General features: G+C 49.8%; 14 protein-coding genes. All 14 read right to left on the reverse strand.

The genetic code is table 11. From position 1 onward, the window contains the following. Positions 1–56: 56 nt before the first annotated feature. Entirely contained in the window at positions 57–1,679 is a 1,623-nt protein-coding gene (locus I8J29_RS09665; protein ID WP_208847401.1) for a response regulator, read from the reverse strand. Next, positions 1,657–3,432 carry a sensor histidine kinase gene (locus I8J29_RS09670; protein ID WP_208847402.1) on the reverse strand — a complete coding sequence of 592 codons (1,776 nt, stop codon included), beginning with the start codon at positions 3,430–3,432 and terminating at the stop codon, positions 1,657–1,659. Before I8J29_RS09670 ends, I8J29_RS09665 begins: the two co-directional genes overlap by 23 nt. 692 nt (positions 3,433–4,124) lie before the next feature. Then, a complete protein-coding gene (locus I8J29_RS09675; protein ID WP_208847403.1) occupies positions 4,125–5,606 on the reverse strand; it encodes an RCC1 domain-containing protein in 1,482 nt (493 codons plus the stop codon). Positions 5,607–6,461: 855 nt separating this feature from the next. Further along, positions 6,462–6,779: a hypothetical protein gene (locus I8J29_RS09680; protein ID WP_208847404.1), complete on the reverse strand. Its 318-nt coding sequence runs from the start codon at positions 6,777–6,779 to the stop codon at positions 6,462–6,464. Positions 6,780–7,770: 991 nt separating this feature from the next. Then, positions 7,771–8,856, reverse strand: a complete 1,086-nt coding sequence (locus tag I8J29_RS09685; RefSeq protein ID WP_208847405.1) for an SIS domain-containing protein — start codon at positions 8,854–8,856, stop codon at positions 7,771–7,773. A gap of 128 nt (positions 8,857–8,984) precedes the next feature. Continuing rightward, on the reverse strand, positions 8,985–11,384 hold the full coding sequence (locus I8J29_RS09690; RefSeq protein ID WP_208847406.1) for a glycoside hydrolase family 9 protein: 2,400 nt from the start codon (positions 11,382–11,384) through the stop codon (positions 8,985–8,987). Positions 11,385–11,404: 20 nt separating this feature from the next. Beyond that, the gene (locus I8J29_RS09695) at positions 11,405–12,361 is read right to left on the reverse strand and encodes an ROK family protein (RefSeq protein ID WP_208847407.1); all 957 of its coding nucleotides are present in this window, start codon (positions 12,359–12,361) and stop codon (positions 11,405–11,407) included. 73 nt (positions 12,362–12,434) lie between these two features. Beyond that, the gene (locus I8J29_RS09700) at positions 12,435–12,848 is read right to left on the reverse strand and encodes a VOC family protein (protein ID WP_208847408.1); all 414 of its coding nucleotides are present in this window, start codon (positions 12,846–12,848) and stop codon (positions 12,435–12,437) included. A gap of 51 nt (positions 12,849–12,899) precedes the next feature. Next, the gene (locus tag I8J29_RS34440) at positions 12,900–13,886 is read right to left on the reverse strand and encodes a zinc-binding dehydrogenase (protein WP_208847409.1); all 987 of its coding nucleotides are present in this window, start codon (positions 13,884–13,886) and stop codon (positions 12,900–12,902) included. A gap of 109 nt (positions 13,887–13,995) precedes the next feature. Further along, positions 13,996–14,751 (reverse strand): sugar phosphate isomerase/epimerase family protein, encoded by a 756-nt coding sequence (locus tag I8J29_RS09710; RefSeq protein WP_208847410.1) that lies wholly within the window; start codon positions 14,749–14,751, stop codon positions 13,996–13,998. 137 nt (positions 14,752–14,888) lie between these two features. After that, positions 14,889–15,527, reverse strand: a complete 639-nt coding sequence (locus tag I8J29_RS09715) for a ThuA domain-containing protein (RefSeq protein ID WP_208847411.1) — start codon at positions 15,525–15,527, stop codon at positions 14,889–14,891. Between the two features lie 139 nt (positions 15,528–15,666). Beyond that, a complete protein-coding gene (locus I8J29_RS09720; RefSeq protein WP_208847412.1) occupies positions 15,667–17,253 on the reverse strand; it encodes a DUF3502 domain-containing protein in 1,587 nt (528 codons plus the stop codon). Positions 17,254–17,413: 160 nt separating this feature from the next. Beyond that, positions 17,414–18,298 carry a carbohydrate ABC transporter permease gene (locus I8J29_RS09725; RefSeq protein ID WP_208847413.1) on the reverse strand — a complete coding sequence of 295 codons (885 nt, stop codon included), beginning with the start codon at positions 18,296–18,298 and terminating at the stop codon, positions 17,414–17,416. 19 nt (positions 18,299–18,317) lie between these two features. Then, on the reverse strand, positions 18,318–19,298 hold the full coding sequence (locus I8J29_RS09730) for an ABC transporter permease (protein WP_208847414.1): 981 nt from the start codon (positions 19,296–19,298) through the stop codon (positions 18,318–18,320). Between the last annotated feature and the right edge of the window lie 334 nt (positions 19,299–19,632).

The raw sequence follows: 19,632 nt of genomic DNA on the forward strand, positions 1-19,632 counted from the left end.
CACCCATGCCCCACCTCTACGAATGGAAGCGCTTTTAGTATAAAATACGAGATTTTTCAACAAAACGGCTTTTGTTCCGATAATGTGTCTTGTTTTCCGCTGTTTGCTTCTCCTCCCGGTTTATGGGGCTGTCCGTGATATTCGCCCGGCGAGAGTCCGACAATTTTCTTGAACTGCTTGCTGAAGTGCTTGACGTCGTTGAAGCCCGACTTTTCCGCGACCTCATAGACCCTCAGCGTTGACTCCGCCAAGAGCTCCTTGGCCCTGTTGACCCGCAGGGCAATCAGATAATCGATAAAGTTCTTCCCCGTCACCTTCTTGAACATTTCGCTGAAATAATTCCGGCTGACATTGACTTCATCCGCCACCTGCTGAAGGGAAATCGCCTCGGTAAAATGCTCCGTCATGAACTGCACCGCCTGCATCACAATCCGCCCGTGAAGCGTGGGGTCCGGAATTCCGGAGTCATCCGGCACCGGCCTGCCGCTAAAGCAAGCCTCCACATGCTCCGCAATATCCGCCGCAAAATCAAGCTTGCTAAGCTTGCGGATATGATGCACCATCGCCGTATTGTTATGCTTGCTTAACGTGAGCAGGCTGAGCATCTGCTCGGCCTCAACAATGACCTGCTGCTTCGTCTTGAATTGGCGGCTCCAATGGCCGGTGATTCGCTTCAGCTGGAGCAAGGCTTCGGAATGATTCTCCCCAGCCAGCGCCTCCTTGAGCAGATGCAACATGTCGCCTTGATCGGGAAGAGGCTCGCACGCCGGCCGAGGCCTTTCCTCCATCATCACGATGCTGCCCGGACCGTAAAAGAAGGTATCCTCAAGCGACTGCTGCGCTTCTGCAAAAGCGGCCTGAAGTTCCCGCAAATCCCCATGCAGCCGGCTGATCCCGGCCGCATACACTTCATCGGCCAGCTCCCCGCTCCGGACGGCTTGGCCGACAACCTCCTCCGCCGGCCCCGCCGACAATACCCGTTCAGGAATAACCGCTACCAGCAGATCCGGGTGGATTGCGGCGGCAGCAGGAGCTTCCAGCCTTTCATACAAAAGGGTCTTCATGGATTCAATCCCCCGCCCCGCCCGGACTTCAGACTCCTGTGCATGCGGCTTGATGCCATGAACCTGAAGAACAGCCATGCCGTAACGATGCGGAGTATCCGTCAGATTCACGATCAGTGAAGCACAGGCCTCTTCATTGCCGTGAACGGCCTCAATCAACAGCTTCTCCAGCTCTTCCTGCTGCTCGGCAAGCTGTTTGTCCCGATACTTCTCAAGCAGCTCCCGATTCGCCTGCTCCTCCCGGAGCTTCACCCTCATCTGGTCGAGAATCGTCTTGAGCGAATTCGCGTTCAATGTCGGTTTCAAGATATAATCGGACGCGCCCAGCCTGATCCCTTCCCGCACATAATCGAAATCGCTATGGCAGCTGAGCAGCAGAACCTTGACCCAAGGACACAGCTCCCGCGCCCGGCGCGTCAGCTCCAGTCCGTCCATTACCGGCATGGCGATATCCGTAATCAGAATATCCACCTCCCCGTTCTCGAGCCACTTCATCGCGCGCATGCCGTTTGCGGCTTCGCCCACCAGCCGGTAGCCGTTTCCCTCCCAATCGAACGTCGCGCGAAGCCCGGCCCTGGCCATGAATTCATCGTCAACGAGCAGCACTCTGCACATATTTGTCCTCCTTTCCCCGCGAGAACGTAATCAGCACCGAAGTGCCTTCCCCTTCTGCGCTGGCCACTTTTACCCCGTAGGCATTACCGTAATACAGCTTGATCGTTTGATCCACATGCCGCAGCCCGATGCTCGTCATCCCCTTCGTCGTACGCTCCTTGCTGCTGATCAGCAGCTGGCTGATCAGCTCCTTGTCCATGCCGACTCCGTCATCCTGGATCCGGATAAGCAGATCCTCTCCCCGCTGCCGAACACGGATGGCGATCGTCCCCTTCTCCTCCTTGGGAGCAATCCCGTGGAAGATGGCATTCTCCACGATCGGCTGCAGCAGCATGCGGGGGATCGGAACGTCGAGCAGTTCTTCCGGACAGTCGGTATACAGCTCAATCTTGTTCTCGTACCGGTATTCCTGGATAATCATATATTTCTCCAGAAGCTCAAGCTCACCGCCGATGGTGCCGAATACGCCTCCCCGTTCCAGGCTCCCTTCCAGCAGCTGAACCAGCGTCGTAACGGCATTATCCACATCATTCGTGCGGTTGAGCTTGGCCATCCAGCGAATGGAGTTCAGCGTATTGTACAAGAAATGGGGATTGATCTGGTAGCGCAGTGCGCGGATTTCAGCCTTCTTCTTCTCCGATTCCTCTTTCGAGATACGCTCGATCAAGAGCGCGATCTGTCCGATCATTTTGTTGAAGCTGCGCCCCAGCTGGCCAATTTCGTTTCGTCCGATGTGACCGCTTCTGACCGTCAGATCCCCGGCTTCGCCCTTCTTCATCAGCCGGCTGAGGTTAACGAGCGGATTGCCGATAATGCGGATTCCGAATACCCCCATGCCGATAGCAAGCACGATGGCGCCCAAAGCGATCCAAAGCGTAAAATTCCGGATGCTAGCGGAGTCCGCGGTCAGCTCCTTCAGCGGTACAACACCGACTACATGCCAGCCGTTATCCAGTTTCTCGGGAATAACCAGCGTTTTCTTCTTATCGCTATTGCTATCCCGCATCTTCTCCGTCAGCTCGATCCTTGAGGCTTGTCCGTATTCCGCCGGATCGGGGTGATAGAAATAACGGTTCTCGTCATTGGTCACATAGATATAGCCGGTATCTCCGAACTGCACGCGATCAAGCTCGTCAATGAGCAGATCGGCCATGATTTCATAGAACATCACGCCGATGATCTCCCCCGTCTCCCAGCTGCGGATGGCGCGGCCCAACCCGAATACGGGAAAACCCATTTCCGTTTTCTTCAGGTACGAGGTTTGCGAAATTCCGAACCAGACCGTATTGCCGTTCGCCTTCAGGATGGCTTCATACCAGTCCGAATCCCATTGATCGGGGACGGACATCAGAGAATCTCCGCTAAACACCGAGTTGTTGCGTTTTACATCGAAGATGTAGATGTCAAGGATTTCCGAGGAATTGATCATAATGGATGTTAGCAGCTCTTTGCTGTTCTTCACCATCTCATTGAGTTCGTAAGGGGTGGTATCCGACTTTTGCTCCAATACCTCCTGAATGAGCTTGCTGTTGAGCACCATCATGGAGGAGTCGTCCAGCTTCTTGAAGAATAGATTCAGTTTATCGCTGACCTGCGTGATGGTAAGGGACGCGACCTTGCTAACCTGCTCCTCCACAATAGCCGAAGATTTGTTATAGGACAGGAAGCCCATCACAAGTACGGGAAGCGTCATGCCGATAAAACAAAACAAAAACAGCTGATTAACGATCGAATGCAGATGCCGAAATCGCATGAGGATTTATCCTTTCCTGCCAGATTTGATGATCCGCTTACAGCTTTGAAACTTGACCTCCCTTCTGTGAAAGCAAGGGTGATTGGGACAACATACATCCCCTCACCACCTCATTGCTAAGGATTGACCCCTTAAATTCGCCAATAGCTGGATTTCCCCCTTCATTGGTTGCCATTTTCAGTCAAATAGGAAGAACGAGCTTCGCCGTCCTGAAGGGGAAGCCCCTCCCCTTCAGCACACTCCAATCCGCGCTGCCTGTGCAGGCGGAGTTGTTCCCTATTCGGTTCGGTAAGTTGGCGATTTTGCTGCAATGGCAAAAGAAAAAACGGCTTTTCGCGTTAGGCGAAAAGCCGTTTTTGCTAAGCTGGCGCGTCTGTTAATTACAACTGCCCGTTAGCGCAACGACGGCAGCCGATGGATCTGAACTGGCTGCCGTCGCGTCATGATTGAACTATCGTGTCCCGTTAGCGGAATGACGAGCTTTCAAGGTTAGTATACAAGAGGCTTAACCAGGTAAGCTAGTTCGGGTTGGACTCTAACCGCTTAATCTCTTCTTCAGTAAATCCTGTTTTGATTTTCCTCATGATGTTCATTCCCCGTATATTTTCGATAGTATGATTAAAACACAAAAAACCGTAAGAGGTCACTTTTTTCAAAGTGTATTTGTTGACTGAATAAGGTTACTAGGTAGGTTAATCTTCGATGCTTATCGAGTAAGCGTCGGCATCCCAATTGACCTCGGCTCCGAGTGTTTCCGAGATTAACCGAAGCGGTACATACACACTGTCATTAACGAAGACCGGATTCTCCGCTCCGGACACGACTTTGCCGTCTATCGTCGTTTGACCTGTCAATGAGCTCAGAATAATCGTCGAGCTAGCATTCGCTGCGATGACCGATCTGGTCTTTACATCCCACCGCACCTTCACGCCCATCTTCTCGAAAATCCCACGCAGCGGCACGTAAGCCGAGTTGTGCACCAGAAGCGGAGGCATCGACAGCTCGGACTGCTGGCCATCCAGATAGACAGTAATGGAATTCTTCACCAGCGTAGGCGTCTTGACTTCAACGTCCAGCGTACCAAGTCCGGTTTGACCGAATTCGTTCGTCCCCCAGGAGAGCACATGACCGTCCTTCAGCAGCGCGTAATGATTGCGTCCCGAGGAAGCAATCGACACGGCACCCGCTACACCTGGCACTTGTTCCGCATACACGCGGCCTTGGGCATCTGCGTCCCACATACTCCACTGCCAGACCGTTCCGTCTGCTTTGACGGCTGCGCCCATGCTGATCGCTACAATGTCTGTCAGCCCCGCTACTTGATACGGCAGCAGCATATGGTGCTCCGGTTGCACCCAAGCCTGATTATTCCACATACAGACGGTTCCGTCGGATCGCAGTGCCGTTCCGTACATTTGATCAATGGCGATGGCCGTGTATTTGCCGTCTCCCGTCAGACGTGTAGGCTTGCGAATCGCTTTATTGGCGCCGGGAGTTTCAAGCCCCCATACCCAAACCTCGCCGCCATTGCCGAGCGCCGCAGATGTATACATGCCCGCCGCAATCGAGACGATTGACGGCAAGCCTTTCACCTGCACCGGATTTAGGGCGTTCTTGCGCGAATCGTCGCCGAGCTGGCCGAATTCATTGCCGCCCCAGCCCCATACCGTCCCGTCGTTCTTCAGTGCCAGACTATGATTATCGCCAGCCGATACCATCTTCATATCGGTCAGCCCTGTCACTTGAATCGGCTGTGTGGCAATGGCTGACGATTGCTGGCCATTGCCAAGCTGGCCGTGCTCGTTGCCGCCGAACGCCCAGACCGAGCCGTCGTCCTGCAAGAGGAGCGAATGCCGGTAACCGCCGGACACTTCCTTCACATGGTTAATATGTACCTGCACAGGAGAATAGGCTGGTGTCGTCGCCCCGTTGCCAATCGAGCCGTAGCCGCCGCCCCATGCCCATAAGCTGCCGTCGCTTTTGACTGCATACACGCTTCGATCCCCTGAATCGATTTGAACCGCATCGGCAAAAAGTTTGCCTGACGCCGTTGACGTCGCTGTTGACTCTATCGTCATGCCCCCGGCCTCGTCTGCAATTGCGCTTGCAGGCAGCATGAGTGCCAATCCAATTGCAGCGCCGACAACCCATTTATGCATGTTCCTGTTAATCATCCATTTGACTCTCCTTCATAGATACGCCCAATTTTAATCCTCTGACGTTCCCGGCAATGAAATAGTTTCATGCCAAGGAGAGGCGAGCGATATTGAACTGATACATTTCTACCACCGGGCTCTTTGGAACGGCATACAGCCGATCTGAGGGGCTTTTATACTTGTCCTTCCAGTATTCGATGTAATACGGAAAAAGACGCCCTTCTGCTTGGCGGCGAAGGCGTCCTATCGTTCAATACATACCGGGCATCCGTATGCCCTTATTCGGTTACGCTCATTTTAGCATGGGCCTAGCAGATAGGCAATACAAATGCCCCTTCTCAACGAGGAGGCTTTTTATGGAACATCATTTTTCATTTGGCTATTAGAACCATTTGTAGGTATCAACTTCTGGACATAAGAAAAGTACAACCTCTTGGATTGTGACTTCGAATCAAGCTTCTCTCTAATTGAACTATCGTTCCCCGTTAGCTTAATCACAAATATACTAATCAGAGATTCTTTTCACGCCTTTTTCCGTGCAATTTTAAACTTGCCGAATACGCAACTCTTGAGAAAAATGGTAATACCAAAATATATAGAAAGGTAGAATGAATAAGAGATGCATCAAAGAAGCAATATGTTATTGCAGACACTAATCCGAACGTAAAGAAAGCAACCATAACCCAGTAAGCAAAACGTAAAAATTTTGCTTTATGTGTATTGTCGTTTTCACACGGTCTCCCATATAACATTATAATCAAATTCAACATCATCATCCTTTTCCCGACATATCTATGGCGACCGATTATCCTCGTTCAATTATTGAACTATCGTGCCCGTTAGCGCAACTAAGAGACGCCAAATTAGAAGCCGTTATTGAGTAGCTTTATTGTAAATAACTGAATTTGAATTGTTGTAAATTAAAACATTCTCCATTTGCATATCCCCATTAATGACCCTTCCATACGGAACAATTAATCCTATGCTTTTGCTAAATTTCTTAGTAACTTTTGTACCATCTCTAAAAGTAACTTCCGCATATGAAGCGCCCTTCATTAATTTTTCATTCAACAAAATAGTAACAAATGGATAGTTGGTTGCAGAACCCGATAAATATACCGGAGAGTTTTCCAAGAGTTCACCCCATACTTTTTTGTCTCGAATGGTGCCACTACCATCTTTATAAAGCATAAAGTAACCGGCAGAGCCTTTATTTTTAAAAATAATAACCGAAATACTTATTTATTTCATTACTTGAAGGAACTGCGTAATCAGTGTTTGAGCACCCCAATACCATCGAGAAAACAACAAACACAATTATTAAAGAGAACTTTTTAACCATCATGTAACTCCTTTCAAAATACTAAGTAAAAAACAGATATAACGCCTTAGTCTGTCCTTTCCTCGACGCCCATCTGTAAATTTATTCCTTTCCACTTTGAATTTAGACGCACAAAGTTGATATTAGGTTGCGCTATCCTGCTTTTACTGGTTCGAAAAGACCTATTTTTTCAATTCCATAGTTGTATTTGTCTAATAATTCAAAAAACCTCTTAGGATACACTTCTGCACCAATATGTTTAATTGAATAAATCTTAATGTAAAACCCCATGTTCCTCCCCCGACCTTTAACTCAGATTATGGGCATCTGTATTTTAACACATATTGGAACTATTCTGCCCGTTAGCGTAACGAAGACAGCCGATCGTTTGTGATCGGCTGCTTTGTGTTATCTTGAATTAACATGTCCAGTTAGCTGGTTGTGAGAAAACTGCATCGTACCGACGGAGTTGAACCTACCTGCGATGGTCTTAATTAAATTTGCACATTAGCATAAAGAAGGGCTGCCAGCTGGCAGCCCCCATTTATATTAACGTAGTCATCCTTTCAGCTAATGTCTTGGAGACAAAAGCACCGACTTCATTATTGTTGGCTTCTTCCGTGAAGTGATCCAACTATCCTGCCCGTTTGTTTAACAAGCTTGGTTTGGAGCAGATCCGTCGGGAATGACATCAAGTACTTGTCTTTGGTTCGTGACAAGAACTTGATGTCATAAATAGCTGCGATATACGCAGCCTTTTATGGGGTTATGTACTTGTCACCCGACGCTTGTCACTCTACAGAAGATGATAAAGTCTGCTGGATGCACGAACAGAGCTGAGCACGCCGGGCTATTCCGCTTTTATGCATAGTCTCCCGGCTGTGTCTTGCTTTTCATAGCTACCCCGAAGTCAGTATAAATCCGCTGGGTCAAATCGATTCCTCTTGCGCCCGCAATATGATGGGCCAAAATCTGGAACGGAATAATAATAATGAACGGGGCCATGAACTCGTCCAGCTTTACCTCCAGACCAATCGTACGGTCATTCTCCGCTTTACCTAACGTAATGATATAGGTGTAGTTCGTAATCCGGCTCTCGTACGCAATCAGCAGCTCCATCCGCTCCTGGACCGGACTTTCTGTTTTAACGAAGAAAATACGGTGCTCCGGATTGACCTCAAGATACGGTCCATGCATGAAGGCTTCCAGATCAATTCCCTGCGACGGCATGCGAACCGTTTCTGAAAATTTCGTTTCAAATTCCTTCACCGTTCCGACGGTAGGGCCGTAACCAACAGCGGTGAATCTGGGCGCGCTCGCCAAATTTTCCTTGTGCTGCTCGAAGAACGCCTCTGTTTTGGCGATCGTTTGCGGTATAGCGGCTACCGCAGCGCGGAAGTTATCGAGATGGGCCTGCTCCTCCCGTTCCGTCAGCGTTTTTTTCGCTGCTGCCGTCTTAAGACCGGCGAGCATCAGCATCAATACCGTAGCGATGAACCCTTTGGTCACGTAGCCGACTCTTTCCTTGCCGCAGCCGAGATCAAGCGTCAAATCAACCGCTTCGGAAATGGCCGTCGTCACATCGCTCGTGAAGGCGACCGTTTTGAGGCCGGTTTGCTTACGAATCCGATTCAGGGCGCCGATCGTCGAAGTGCTCTGGCCGCTTTGCGAAATGCCGATGACCAGATCGCAGTGCGGACTGATTGTATCATAATGCGTGAAATTAAACGGTTCTTTGACGTCAATACGCACATCCGCCACTTTTTCGATATAATATTTGGCGCTTAGCGCGGCATTGATACTTGAACCGGTCGCCAAAATAAGCCATTCCGTCTTATTGTCCGCAGCGAGCTCCGCGAAGGCATCCACATTGCCCGGGTAGCAGCCGAGAATGCCTTCCGTCACCTCTTGCTCTTCTTGAATATAGGTCATCATTGTCGGTTTCATCTAATCTTCCTCCTATGCATGGCTTATGCCGGACTTCACTTTGCTTTTCATGGCAGCCTACCTACTCCTGCCGACACGACTGACCGGCAGATTTCGCTGCCGGTTCAGAATGTCATATTATGGTTTGCTCAAGCCTCGCTCTGCTTGTCGTACGCGTACAAGTCGGAGAGCAGAGACAGCCATTTGCCTGCAAGACCGACCCATACTTCCTTGTAGGTGGCGTTGTTCATTTGCGGCCAGTATGGAATATCCTCGTTCTCAAAGGTTTGTACGCCTACCGGAATTTCACCTACGATTTCTCCGCTAAGCACGCTGTACTGCTGGGCGAAGTTATAGCCTTCGCCGTACATCAGCGATTGACCGAACGGATTCTTGCCTACTACCCACTGCAGCTGGCTCTCGGCAATCGAGATCAGCTCCTGATCCTCAAGCAGCATACCTGTCAGGGACGCGGCCTTGCCTGTAGAAAGAACGATCGCCGTGTTGCCCTTGAACGAGAACCAGACCGGAAACCGCTTCAAGTAATGACAGTCGTTCAGACGGACGCCCTGCCTCAATTGTTCCGTATACCACGCCTTCGCTTCCTCCCCTACCAACAAATGCTGGAGCTCGAAGCTTTCGCGGTCCTCATTCTCATCCACATGGTAGATGCCGCTTGAAATCATGGGATACGGCGCTGTAAAGGCAGTCAGAAACTTGATATATTCCCCGTAGCTTCGGACGGATTCCATCCAGCTGTCACGCTTGGCATGCTCAGGCTGCGTCTTCAGAATTTCGCTGAAAGCCTGCAAATACATATGCTCTCTGGCCTGATGGTTGAAATGCTGAATGACCTTCTTCTCCGGCGTCCGGTAGAAGAAGCCGGCTACGGTCTTGCCGTCATCGGTTTGAATGCCGGCAAGCTCTTGCGAATCGATAACATAGTCTAAGTATTCGACAGCCTTGATTGCATAGGAAGCCTCGCCTGTCAGCTGGTATTGGAGCGATGCCGACCATGAAGCCGTCGCCATGAACAAGCTTTCCGAGCTCATGTAGGTGTGCTCCCAGAAGATAGGCTTCGGCGCAAAGCTTCTGAGCTCGAATTGCTCAACTGCATAGTTGAAATCCTGGTTCGCGCAGGCTGTTAATTTATCCTTCAGTAGATCCCCGTCCTCCATGAACATGGCGATCTGCGCTTCGATGCCGGAGAGGATAAAGTTTTCATACGGGTTGTTGTGCACGCGGGCCGTCATATCGTCCATATTGCCCATGATGCCGTCCGACCAGATTCGGATACCTGCGCTTGTAGCTCGGTAGCCATCGCCGAATCGGGTCTTCAGAATGAAGTCCACCCCCCATTCTCCTTCTTCGACAAGACGAAGGTACAGCGGATAGTTGCGCTCCTTCACCTGATGGGCAATCTCGTAGAGGGCGCTTGCCACCTCCGCCGTTTGCACCAGTTGCTGGGATACATCGCCTGCATCATGCCATCCGCCATTGAAAATGATCGTTCCGCCGTTATGCCGGGCGAGAATATCCTCATGGCAGCTGCCGTGAATGCCGTGCACCGGACAGCCGCAGCGCTCGCAATAAATAAAGTTAATCGATTTCCAGATCGAAGCTTCCCATCGGTCCGCCGCGCCGCCAATTTCAAAGGGTCTTGTCAGCAGATCGCCCACCCGGACGATATACTTCCCTTTCTCCTTAAACGCGGAAAAGTCCACGACGGAGAAGCTGCCGATTGAGGTGCTCATAGGATTAACGGGACCGGTGAACTTCTCCTCTCCCGTCTCATGCTCGATAACCGTGAAAGACGATGTATGCTGCTCCGTCAAAATCATCGTTTTAGGTTGCTCTAGACTGTAGCCGTTATGGGAAAAAATAATATCCTTGCTTCTTGGCTGCCATCCTTTGGATATGTTCGGGTAGGCTACCTTTTCCAGGAAGACGTTGCGAATGCGATAATTCATCGTATCGCCGGTCGCACGGTCTTTGCCGTACATATCATAACAAAACTCAAGCTCGATAATCCCGTCGCGCGGCAAGTCCGGAATTTCCATCGCGCATACATTCCACTGGCGGTTTTTCAAATTGATGACATTGGAGCCTTCACGGTGATAAATATCGGGAATTTTGATCGTGCCGTCATTTTTTATGCCTACTTTAATATGCGGGTTCGACATCCCGCTGCATTCCGGGTAAATTTCGAAAGTGATCCGGTTGAAATGCTCCCAGTTCTCATGATCGAACTCCCGATAGACGCCTACATGCCCGTAAGTGCTGTAATCTCCGTCGCTAGGCGAACCTTCCGGCCATGCATTCCTATCAAACGGAGAAGTCAGCTGCAACAGACCGCCTTCAAGCACGCTTGACGCTCCGAGTCCACGATGCATCCACCGATCGCCGCCAACGGCCTGATCGAGAATGACTACTCGGTCTAATACTTCCTTCTTCAAGCTGTCCGCTTCCAACGACGCACTCTCGTCCACCTGCAGAGGTCTATGAATCAGATTTGACCGTTCAAGTTCACGTTCTATTTTCGATGCCATGATTCCGTCCTCCCCCCGTTTTATGCTTCCAGCTTGGATATCGTTCGCATAGCCAACCATGCAGCGCCCTTTAATCCGATATAGGCCTCGTCGATCACCGTCTTCTTCACGCCGTTCATAACGAAACGCATCGTCTTCGACTGCAGTCGAGGCTGCAGCTTGTCGATAAACCAGCTTCCGCTAACAACACCGCCGCCAAGTACAATCGTGTCCGGGTCGGAGAAGCGGACCATATTCATAATGGTTTCCGCTACAGCCTGCAGCGCAGTATCTACAACCTCTATACAAAGCGGATCACCGTGATCGTAGCCAGCATAAATTTCTTCAACGCCTACGCGGCCTTCATTCGGGATGACAATGGCCGAATCGGGATAGGACGGCTTCAGCGCAACGATTCGATTGTGCATCCCGAGTCCGGAAGCCAACAGCTCGACACAGCCCTTCCTTCCGCATATGCATTGAATGTCGCTGTCACAATCTACGACATGATGCCCAACCTCGCCCGCATTGAAATGCCGGCCGATAATCGGCTCGCCGTTTACTACGCAACGGGCGGCAATCCCAGTACCGATATTCATATAAATAAAATTGTCCGAATAGATGCCGCAGCCCCATTTTTGCTCCGCGAGCGTTGCACAGTAGACATCGTTGCCGACTATACACGGCATCGCGAACAGCTCGCCGATCTTCTGTGCGAGCTCGATCGGCTGGCTTCTGGAAGGATCGATTTCGAGCCAGATGCCCTCGTTCGTATTGACCCGTCCTACTACGCCGATACCGATCGCCGCCGCTTCGCGCCGCAGTCCAACCTGTTTGATATAATCACTGAGGCTTGCCGCTATGGTCTCGAATGCTTGCGCTTGCGATACTACTGTCGATGCATAAGCCTTGCTCCCCAGCACCTCGCCGTCCAACGAAACCTCCCCGATTAAGATTTTGGTTCCTCCCAAATCAACAGCCAGTACAGACTTCTCCATCGTGGTTCCTCCTGATAGCGCTTGCTTTTTTGGCGCAGGAACTGAAGACCAATCATGGTGCGACGAAGACCGATTATTTATGGTCATCCTGAATGAACTCAACGAGCTCGCCGCCCGGCGCGCGAACGTAGGAGAAGCTCAAGCCGACGATTTCGCCCGAGCGGGTCGGAATATTGCTATGACGCGGAACGCCAAGAGGCGTGGCTCCAGCCGCTGCGGCTCTGCGCACCGATTCTTCGATATCCATCGTATGAACTGCGAGATGCTCCCACATCCCATCGGCAAAATCCTTCTTCGTCTCGTAGATTTCCAGGATATCGCCATCGCCCAGATCTACCAGCACTGCATGATCCTCTGCCCCATCCTTGCCCCATTCCACGACAAAGCGCGCTCCAAGGCCTTCTATGTAAAACTTGACCGTGCGTGCGATATCCCGTGTCTTTAGACAAACATGATGGATACCCTGCTTTTTAGTTATCGTATACATTGTCTCACTCGCTTCCTGGAATAGTGATGAGCAGCCGTTCGCACGCCGGTATTAAACCGAGCGCCAATCAAAAATAATGCAGGGTTTCTTCAATGTGCCGTCAGCAATTCCCGCATACACTTCTCCGCATTCGCTTGGCGCGTAGAGATCATAGATATTCTCTACTTGGATCAGCCCGTCGCGAATCCATTCCATTGCTTTTCTGATGCTCCCATGATTGCTGTTAGGATGGAACTCCGAAGACTGCCGCGGAAGGGACCATTCCCAGCCGGAATTAACCTGTACATAGCCATAGAAAATGCTGCGCAGCAAATCATGCGCGAATTTGTCCGTCGAACGGTACCACGGCACGCCGATCAGATACAGTTCTCCGCCCTTGCGCAGGTTAGCAAGCAAGGCATACACCGCCTCTTCTCTCCCGGAGCAATCCATCGCCAATCCCGCATTTCCTCTCAGCATCGGCACCTCATCCGGCGAGGTATAGACATGGCGTAATCCGCAAGAGCGGGCTGTTGCTCTACGTCCCTCGTTCGGATCAAAGGCATAGACCTCATAGCCGCAATGCTGCATCACCTGCGCGCACATGAGGCCCACAACGCCAAGTCCCGTTACCATCACCGATTCTGTGGGGCGGATTCGGGAATGAATCATGGACGTCATCGAGACTGCCGGGAATCGGCCAATTACGGCATGCTCCGGTTTCATTCCCTCCGGGACAGGAATGTAATCATTGAATTTGGCCCGGTTGTATGCCTGATGCGGGGACAATGCGAGCACACGCTCGCCTACGCTCACATTCGTAACCTCTTCACCCACCTCAAGCACCTCGAGAATGGCGGCATAGCCTGTCTCTACCGGATACTTCATTCCCCCGGAATAATCCCGATAGGCGCCCATCTCCGAGCCATTCGAGATGAGCGATACGATCGTTCGCCCTATAATTTCATTGGCTGCAAGCGGCGAAGGGTCCCAATCGCCCTGCACAAGCGATGCTTGCTGCTTGCCTATGAATCTAATCGCCCGATTTGCCTGGATCACAGTAACATCTCCCACTGGTTTAATAACAAAGCCGATGCATTGACAGCAGAACAACGCTTGGATTTTATGCGTTCATTCATCAGCTGCGGCATGTCAAATCTATGCTCTGCTAATCTTCGCTGTCTTGGGCCGGCTGAAGCTGCCTCAGATGCTCCAACAATCCGGCATAACACCGTTCGGCGCCATAGAATTGAGGATACTCCGTCTCCGACTCGTGCTCTACAATCAGCCATTCGGTTCCTGCGCGACTGCATGCTTCAAGAATAGCCGGCCAATCGTTGTCATCGTTCGTGCTGCCAATGTATGTCTCATGGCCAAGCTTACGGGAGAACGGCTTGCAATGCACAAGCTGTACTCGGCTCGATTGATCTGCGATAGCCTGGGCCGGATCGGCCTCCGCTTCAATGCAATTGCCTGTATCCAGCTCCAGTAGGATGCTGGAATGCGTATGTTCGCAAAGAAGCGACCACGGCGTCGACTCTCCAAAATGCGTCTGAAATTCATGCGCATGCGTATGGTAGCCGATGCGGAAATTCCGCTCTTCCGCCAACCTCGCAAGTTCATTGATGCGGAATGCATAGTGCACCCACACATCCGCGCAATCCTCGCTCTGCTGATGTCCAATCTCCCAAGGCCCGCCTAAGGCCGGGATAATAATAGTGGTCGTACCGGCGCGGGCATGGTAGTCCAGCGTTGCGTCGATCGTGTCTGCCTGCAGCAGTTTCCATTCCGTATGCCAGCCGCAGTTAACGAGTCCGATTTCCTCAAGCAGTCCTTTAATCATCTCCGGCTCATGAATGAACGGGCCATAGAATTCTACCCCTTCATAGCCGATTGCCTTGACTCTGCGCAGCGTCGACTCCACGTCGCGCTGGAGCTCCTTGTAGACCGAATACAATCCTAACGCCACTGACATCGAACCCACTGACGCATCGCTCCTTCGTTATGTGCTTGCTCTGGCGAGCAGCCCAGTCCGCGCGCCTTACTTCTCTAATAGCTGTTTCATCCTTTTAGCCCCGCGCACCATTCCGCAGCGCTCTCCATCAGCGGCCGCATCTTAATCAGCATCGGATGGTTATGGCCTGGCGTAAGACAGCACACCCGCCCTGTTCCCACGGTATGCGCCCAGCCTGCAATCTCCGTGCCTGCATCCGAGACACTTACCATTAATGGGGTTACGCGTTCAATATCCACACGGCAGAAATAATGTTCATCCGCCGTCATAAAGGGCGCAATTCCTTCCATGATCGGATGCGTGCAACCCGGGAGCTTCGTACAATACACATCGTAATGAGGTTCCGGATGGCTGGCAAAGCGCCCTTTGGCCAATTCAAAAAACGGCGTAGCATCCTGAATGCAAGCTAAGCCCGCATGTATGAAGAGCATCCCCATTCCGCTCTCTACCATCGCCTTAATATGTTCCTGCTCTTCTAGGCTTAAGCCCGCTTCTCCCTGCGGACAGCCTACCGTAAAATAGATGCACAGGTCCGGTCTACTAGCCATCGATAAGATATCCCTGATTCGATGCGTCTTGGTCACAACCCATTTCTTATTTTCGTCGAAGCTTTTTCTTACCGCTTCCCGGTAATTCGCTTCCGGATGATAGTAATCATCCCAGACAATCAGCATATTCTTTTTCATCCTATTGCTCCTTTACCTGTTCGAGCGAATGCATTTCCTAGTTAAATCGATCGCTCATGGCCATGGCATTTCCTCATCCGATCTCTTAATCCCGCCCCTTCCCTTGCGGGAAAGGACGGGTCTGTTCATAGGCTTTTCTTTACTTTTTGGATGCAAGCCAAGCTTTGACCTGTTTTTCCACTTCTGCCCTAACCTTATCAAGACCTGCAGCCTTGGATTTATCCAGATATTCCTGGTATGCCTTATTCACATCCTTGACAAGACCTGCCTCCAGCGGGTAACCGTATTGGCTATTTACATCATTAAGCGCTGTATACTCCGTCTCGAAGCTGCTCTTATCCAGTACAAAGCCTTCAAAAATATCGGGTACCACCTTTTTATTGATCTTCTCCATCATGGTGTCGTAATTCACCCAAGCATCGCTTTTGCGCTTCTTGAAGTTTGCATTTGCAAACATACCGCTCGGGAAATAGTTGAAGGATGCACCTTCTGCAATGTTTGACGTATCGATCGTTCCATCTGCAGTCAGGTTGTAATTAACGCCCTCTGTACCGTAAGTAATGAGATCCCAGAGATCTTCATGCTGCTGTATATAATCCAAAACCATCAATGCACGCTCGGGATTCTCGGCATTCGCCGTGATTGCCGTCATATTGCCGGTTGTGGAGCCTTGAAGAACGGAGTCCGGATTTCCTTCAAAATACATAAAATAATTCAATTCCCAGCCCTCGGCGCCATGTTCCTTCTCTACCTGCGTCGCATGGTTGTTATACCCTGGCAGCTGTTCGTTGAAGGATGCCGCCGCTACTCCGTTCAGCACCTGCGTTACCCCCCAGTTCGTGCTGGCAAGTACGCTGGAAGACCAAAAGCCTCGGTCAGCCCAATCCTTCATTTTATTCATGAATTCTTTGAATTCCGGTGTCTCGACAACACTGAGCACTTGACCGTTTCTAGGGTCATAAACAAAGTTGAAAAGTCGGTCATGAATTTCATCGATGCCGATATAAGGCGTGGTGTAAATCCAGGAAGTACCATATACCTGACTCTGATAATCATCGCTCGGGATGATTCCCGGCTCCTTGTCCTTGATCCCCTGCAGATAGGTCTCGATATCATCCATGGACTTGATTTCAGGCAAATTGTATTTCTTTCTTAAATCCTCTCTGTATACGAAGGCGGGTGCCGTTACGCCTGTATCCATACCGGGAACGCCGTAGATCTTTCCGTTGACGGACGCTGCATCCCATGTCGTTTTGGAAATATTCTTCCACAGGTAAGGTGCATACTTCGGCAGCAGATTATCAAGCGGCTTAAATGCGTTCTTGGCTGCATAGGTTTGGTAGTCCAACCAGCCGGGAGCCGCCTGCATCAGGTCATATTTTTCACCTGAAGCGATGGCCAGCGCATAGTTGTTTTTGTAATCGTTTCCCGCTGCATAAGTGTAATCAATCGTCGTATTAAGTTCTTTTTTTAATCTGGCATTGAGCTTGTCCCAGTACTGCTTTGCCAGGTCCGTATTACTGGGTGCGTCTGCAATCGCATACATTTTCAACTTCACATAAGGCAAATCACCCGTATAATCCGTGCTCCCGGTACTTTCTGTCGGTGCGTTATTTTCTGTAGGTGCGTTACTTTCTGTCGGTGCGTTACTGCTGCATGCGGTGCTGCCGAGAACCATCGCCGCTGCGATGAACCCTACCGTCAATTGCTTCATGCTTTTTCCCATCTCTCAATTTCCTCCTCTTTTTGATAAGAAATGTTTCTGCTTCTTGTCCCTTGCCCCGATGAAAAGTAGGTTTATATAGTAATTGCTTACTACCGCTTTGGAATTCTCCTGCTTTCTCGCTATATTTGATGGGAGCGCTTCCGTGAACATCTAAGAGCCATTATCCTTTTACCGCTCCGATGGTAATACCTTGGACAAAGTATTTCTGCAGGAAAGGATATAAGAAAATAATCGGTCCGGTTGCCACAATCGCGTTCGCCAGCTTCTGTGTCTCCGTCGGTAGAATTTTGCTGGTATAGTTTTCCGCTCCGGCCTGCGCCATCTTGGAGGCAGCATTCAGAATGTTGTATAACCGGTATTGTAGAGGCCACATATCGGCTTTTGTAATATAAAGGGAAGCCAGGTACCAATCATTCCAGTATGCAAGTGCCAGAAACAAGGCAATGGTGGCCAGGATTGGCGTTGATATCGGCACGACGATTCTTGCCAAGATACGAAACTCCCCTGCTCCATCCAGTCTTGCAGATTCCACAAGGGAATCCGGAATCGTCTTCATAAAATTACGAATGAGCAAGATATAGAATGAGCTGCAGATGGACGGAATAATCAACGCCCAGATGCTGTTCTTAAATCCCAGCTTGGTAACTACGATATACCAGGGTACCAGACCGCCGGAGAAAAGAGTCGTAAAATAAATCATGAAAGCAATGATATTGCGATATTTTAATTCGCTTCTGGAAATCGCATAACCGCAGAAGGTCATGACCACCAGCCCAATGCCGGTTCCCGCACCGGTTACAAAGATACTGACACCGTAGGCTTTGGCGATCTGCATCGGAAACAAGAAAATACTGCGGTAGCCATCCAGTGAAAATCCCCTGGGCAGAATGGAGTAACCGTTTCGCAATATCTGTGCGCTGTCTGAAAGCGAACCGGAAATCACCAGAATAAAGGGCAGTGCGCAGACAATGGACACAATTGAAAGTGCCAGATAGAAAAATATTTTTAATCCGTATTCACTGGTAGATAGTTGATGATTGTTCATCTTTCTCAACGCTCCTTATTTAGAATAAGGTATTTTCCGGACTCGTCTTACGAATGAACCTGTTTACGGTGACTACAAGGATAAATCCGAATACGGACTGGTAAACGCCTGCCGCCGTAGAGGTACCCAGATTGAAATTGACGGTCATCGCTCGGTAAATGTAAGTATCCAGAACATCCGTTACGCTGAATAACTGTCCGTTTCGCTGAATCAGGTTATAGAACAAATCGAACTGTCCTTTCATGATCCCGCCAAGGCTGAACAGTACCAGCATGATAAAGGTTGGTTTTAACAGCGGCAGCGTGATGTACCTGATCTCCTTAAATAGGTTACAACCGTCGATTTTTGCTGCTTCATAAATCTCCCGGTCAAAGCCCGTGATTGCAGCAAGATAAACCACCATGCCAAAGCCGGTACCTTTCCACAGGAAGAAAAACGTGATGATAAACGGCCATATCCATCCAATCATGTACACGCTGATCCCGCTCCCGCCCAAAGCCTTCAGCAGCGAATTGAGTACGCCATAGTTGCTGTTGAAAATGTTATAGGCAATCGTACCCACGATAACGTAGGAAACAAAGTGCGGCAGCAGCATAATAGATTGCGTGACTCGCTTAAAGAACCGTCTGCCGATCGTTGTAATCATGATGGCAAACATACACTGCATGATATTTCCCAGGAAAATAAACACCAAATTATAAAGGATCGTATTCTTGGTCAAATAAACGATCGGAGCATCCCATCCGCCGGAAACGAAATACCGGAAATTTTTCAGTCCCACAAACGGACTGTGAAGAATACCTTTGCCAAAGTCATAATCTACAAAGGCATAATAGACGCCCATCATGGGAATATAGCTGAAAATCAGGAAAAAGCACAACGCCGGAAGCGTCATTGCATATAACGTCCTGTGTCTGTTCAGCTCATAGAATACACCGCCCTTCTTTTGTTTAATCTGCTGGTTCTGCGCTGTCTTTTTTGTCTCCCTGACCTCTCGCATCGCGGCCTCTCCTTTTCTCATCTTCACTATTGGTATCGGTACCAATAACTTATTTCGGGGATTTACTTAGCTGAAAATCTACTATTATTTCATTTTGGTAGCGGTACCAAAATGAAATAAAAAAATAAAACTACCTCCATTTATCATTTTTGTCATTTTTTACTTCCTGATCCGAACTATAAATTAAACGATTATCTTTGTCAACATCAATCTAGCGAAATATTTACAATTTCTGTGGAGTATCTCATTTTGGTACCGGTATCAAAATTGTTCGTTCTAGGTTGACTTTTAATTTTCCCCCATCTACAATGAAGAAAAATATAGGAAATTTCTT

This window comes from Paenibacillus artemisiicola (assembly GCF_017652985.1).
GTDB classification, from domain to species: domain Bacteria; phylum Bacillota; class Bacilli; order Paenibacillales; family Paenibacillaceae; genus Paenibacillus_Z; species Paenibacillus_Z artemisiicola.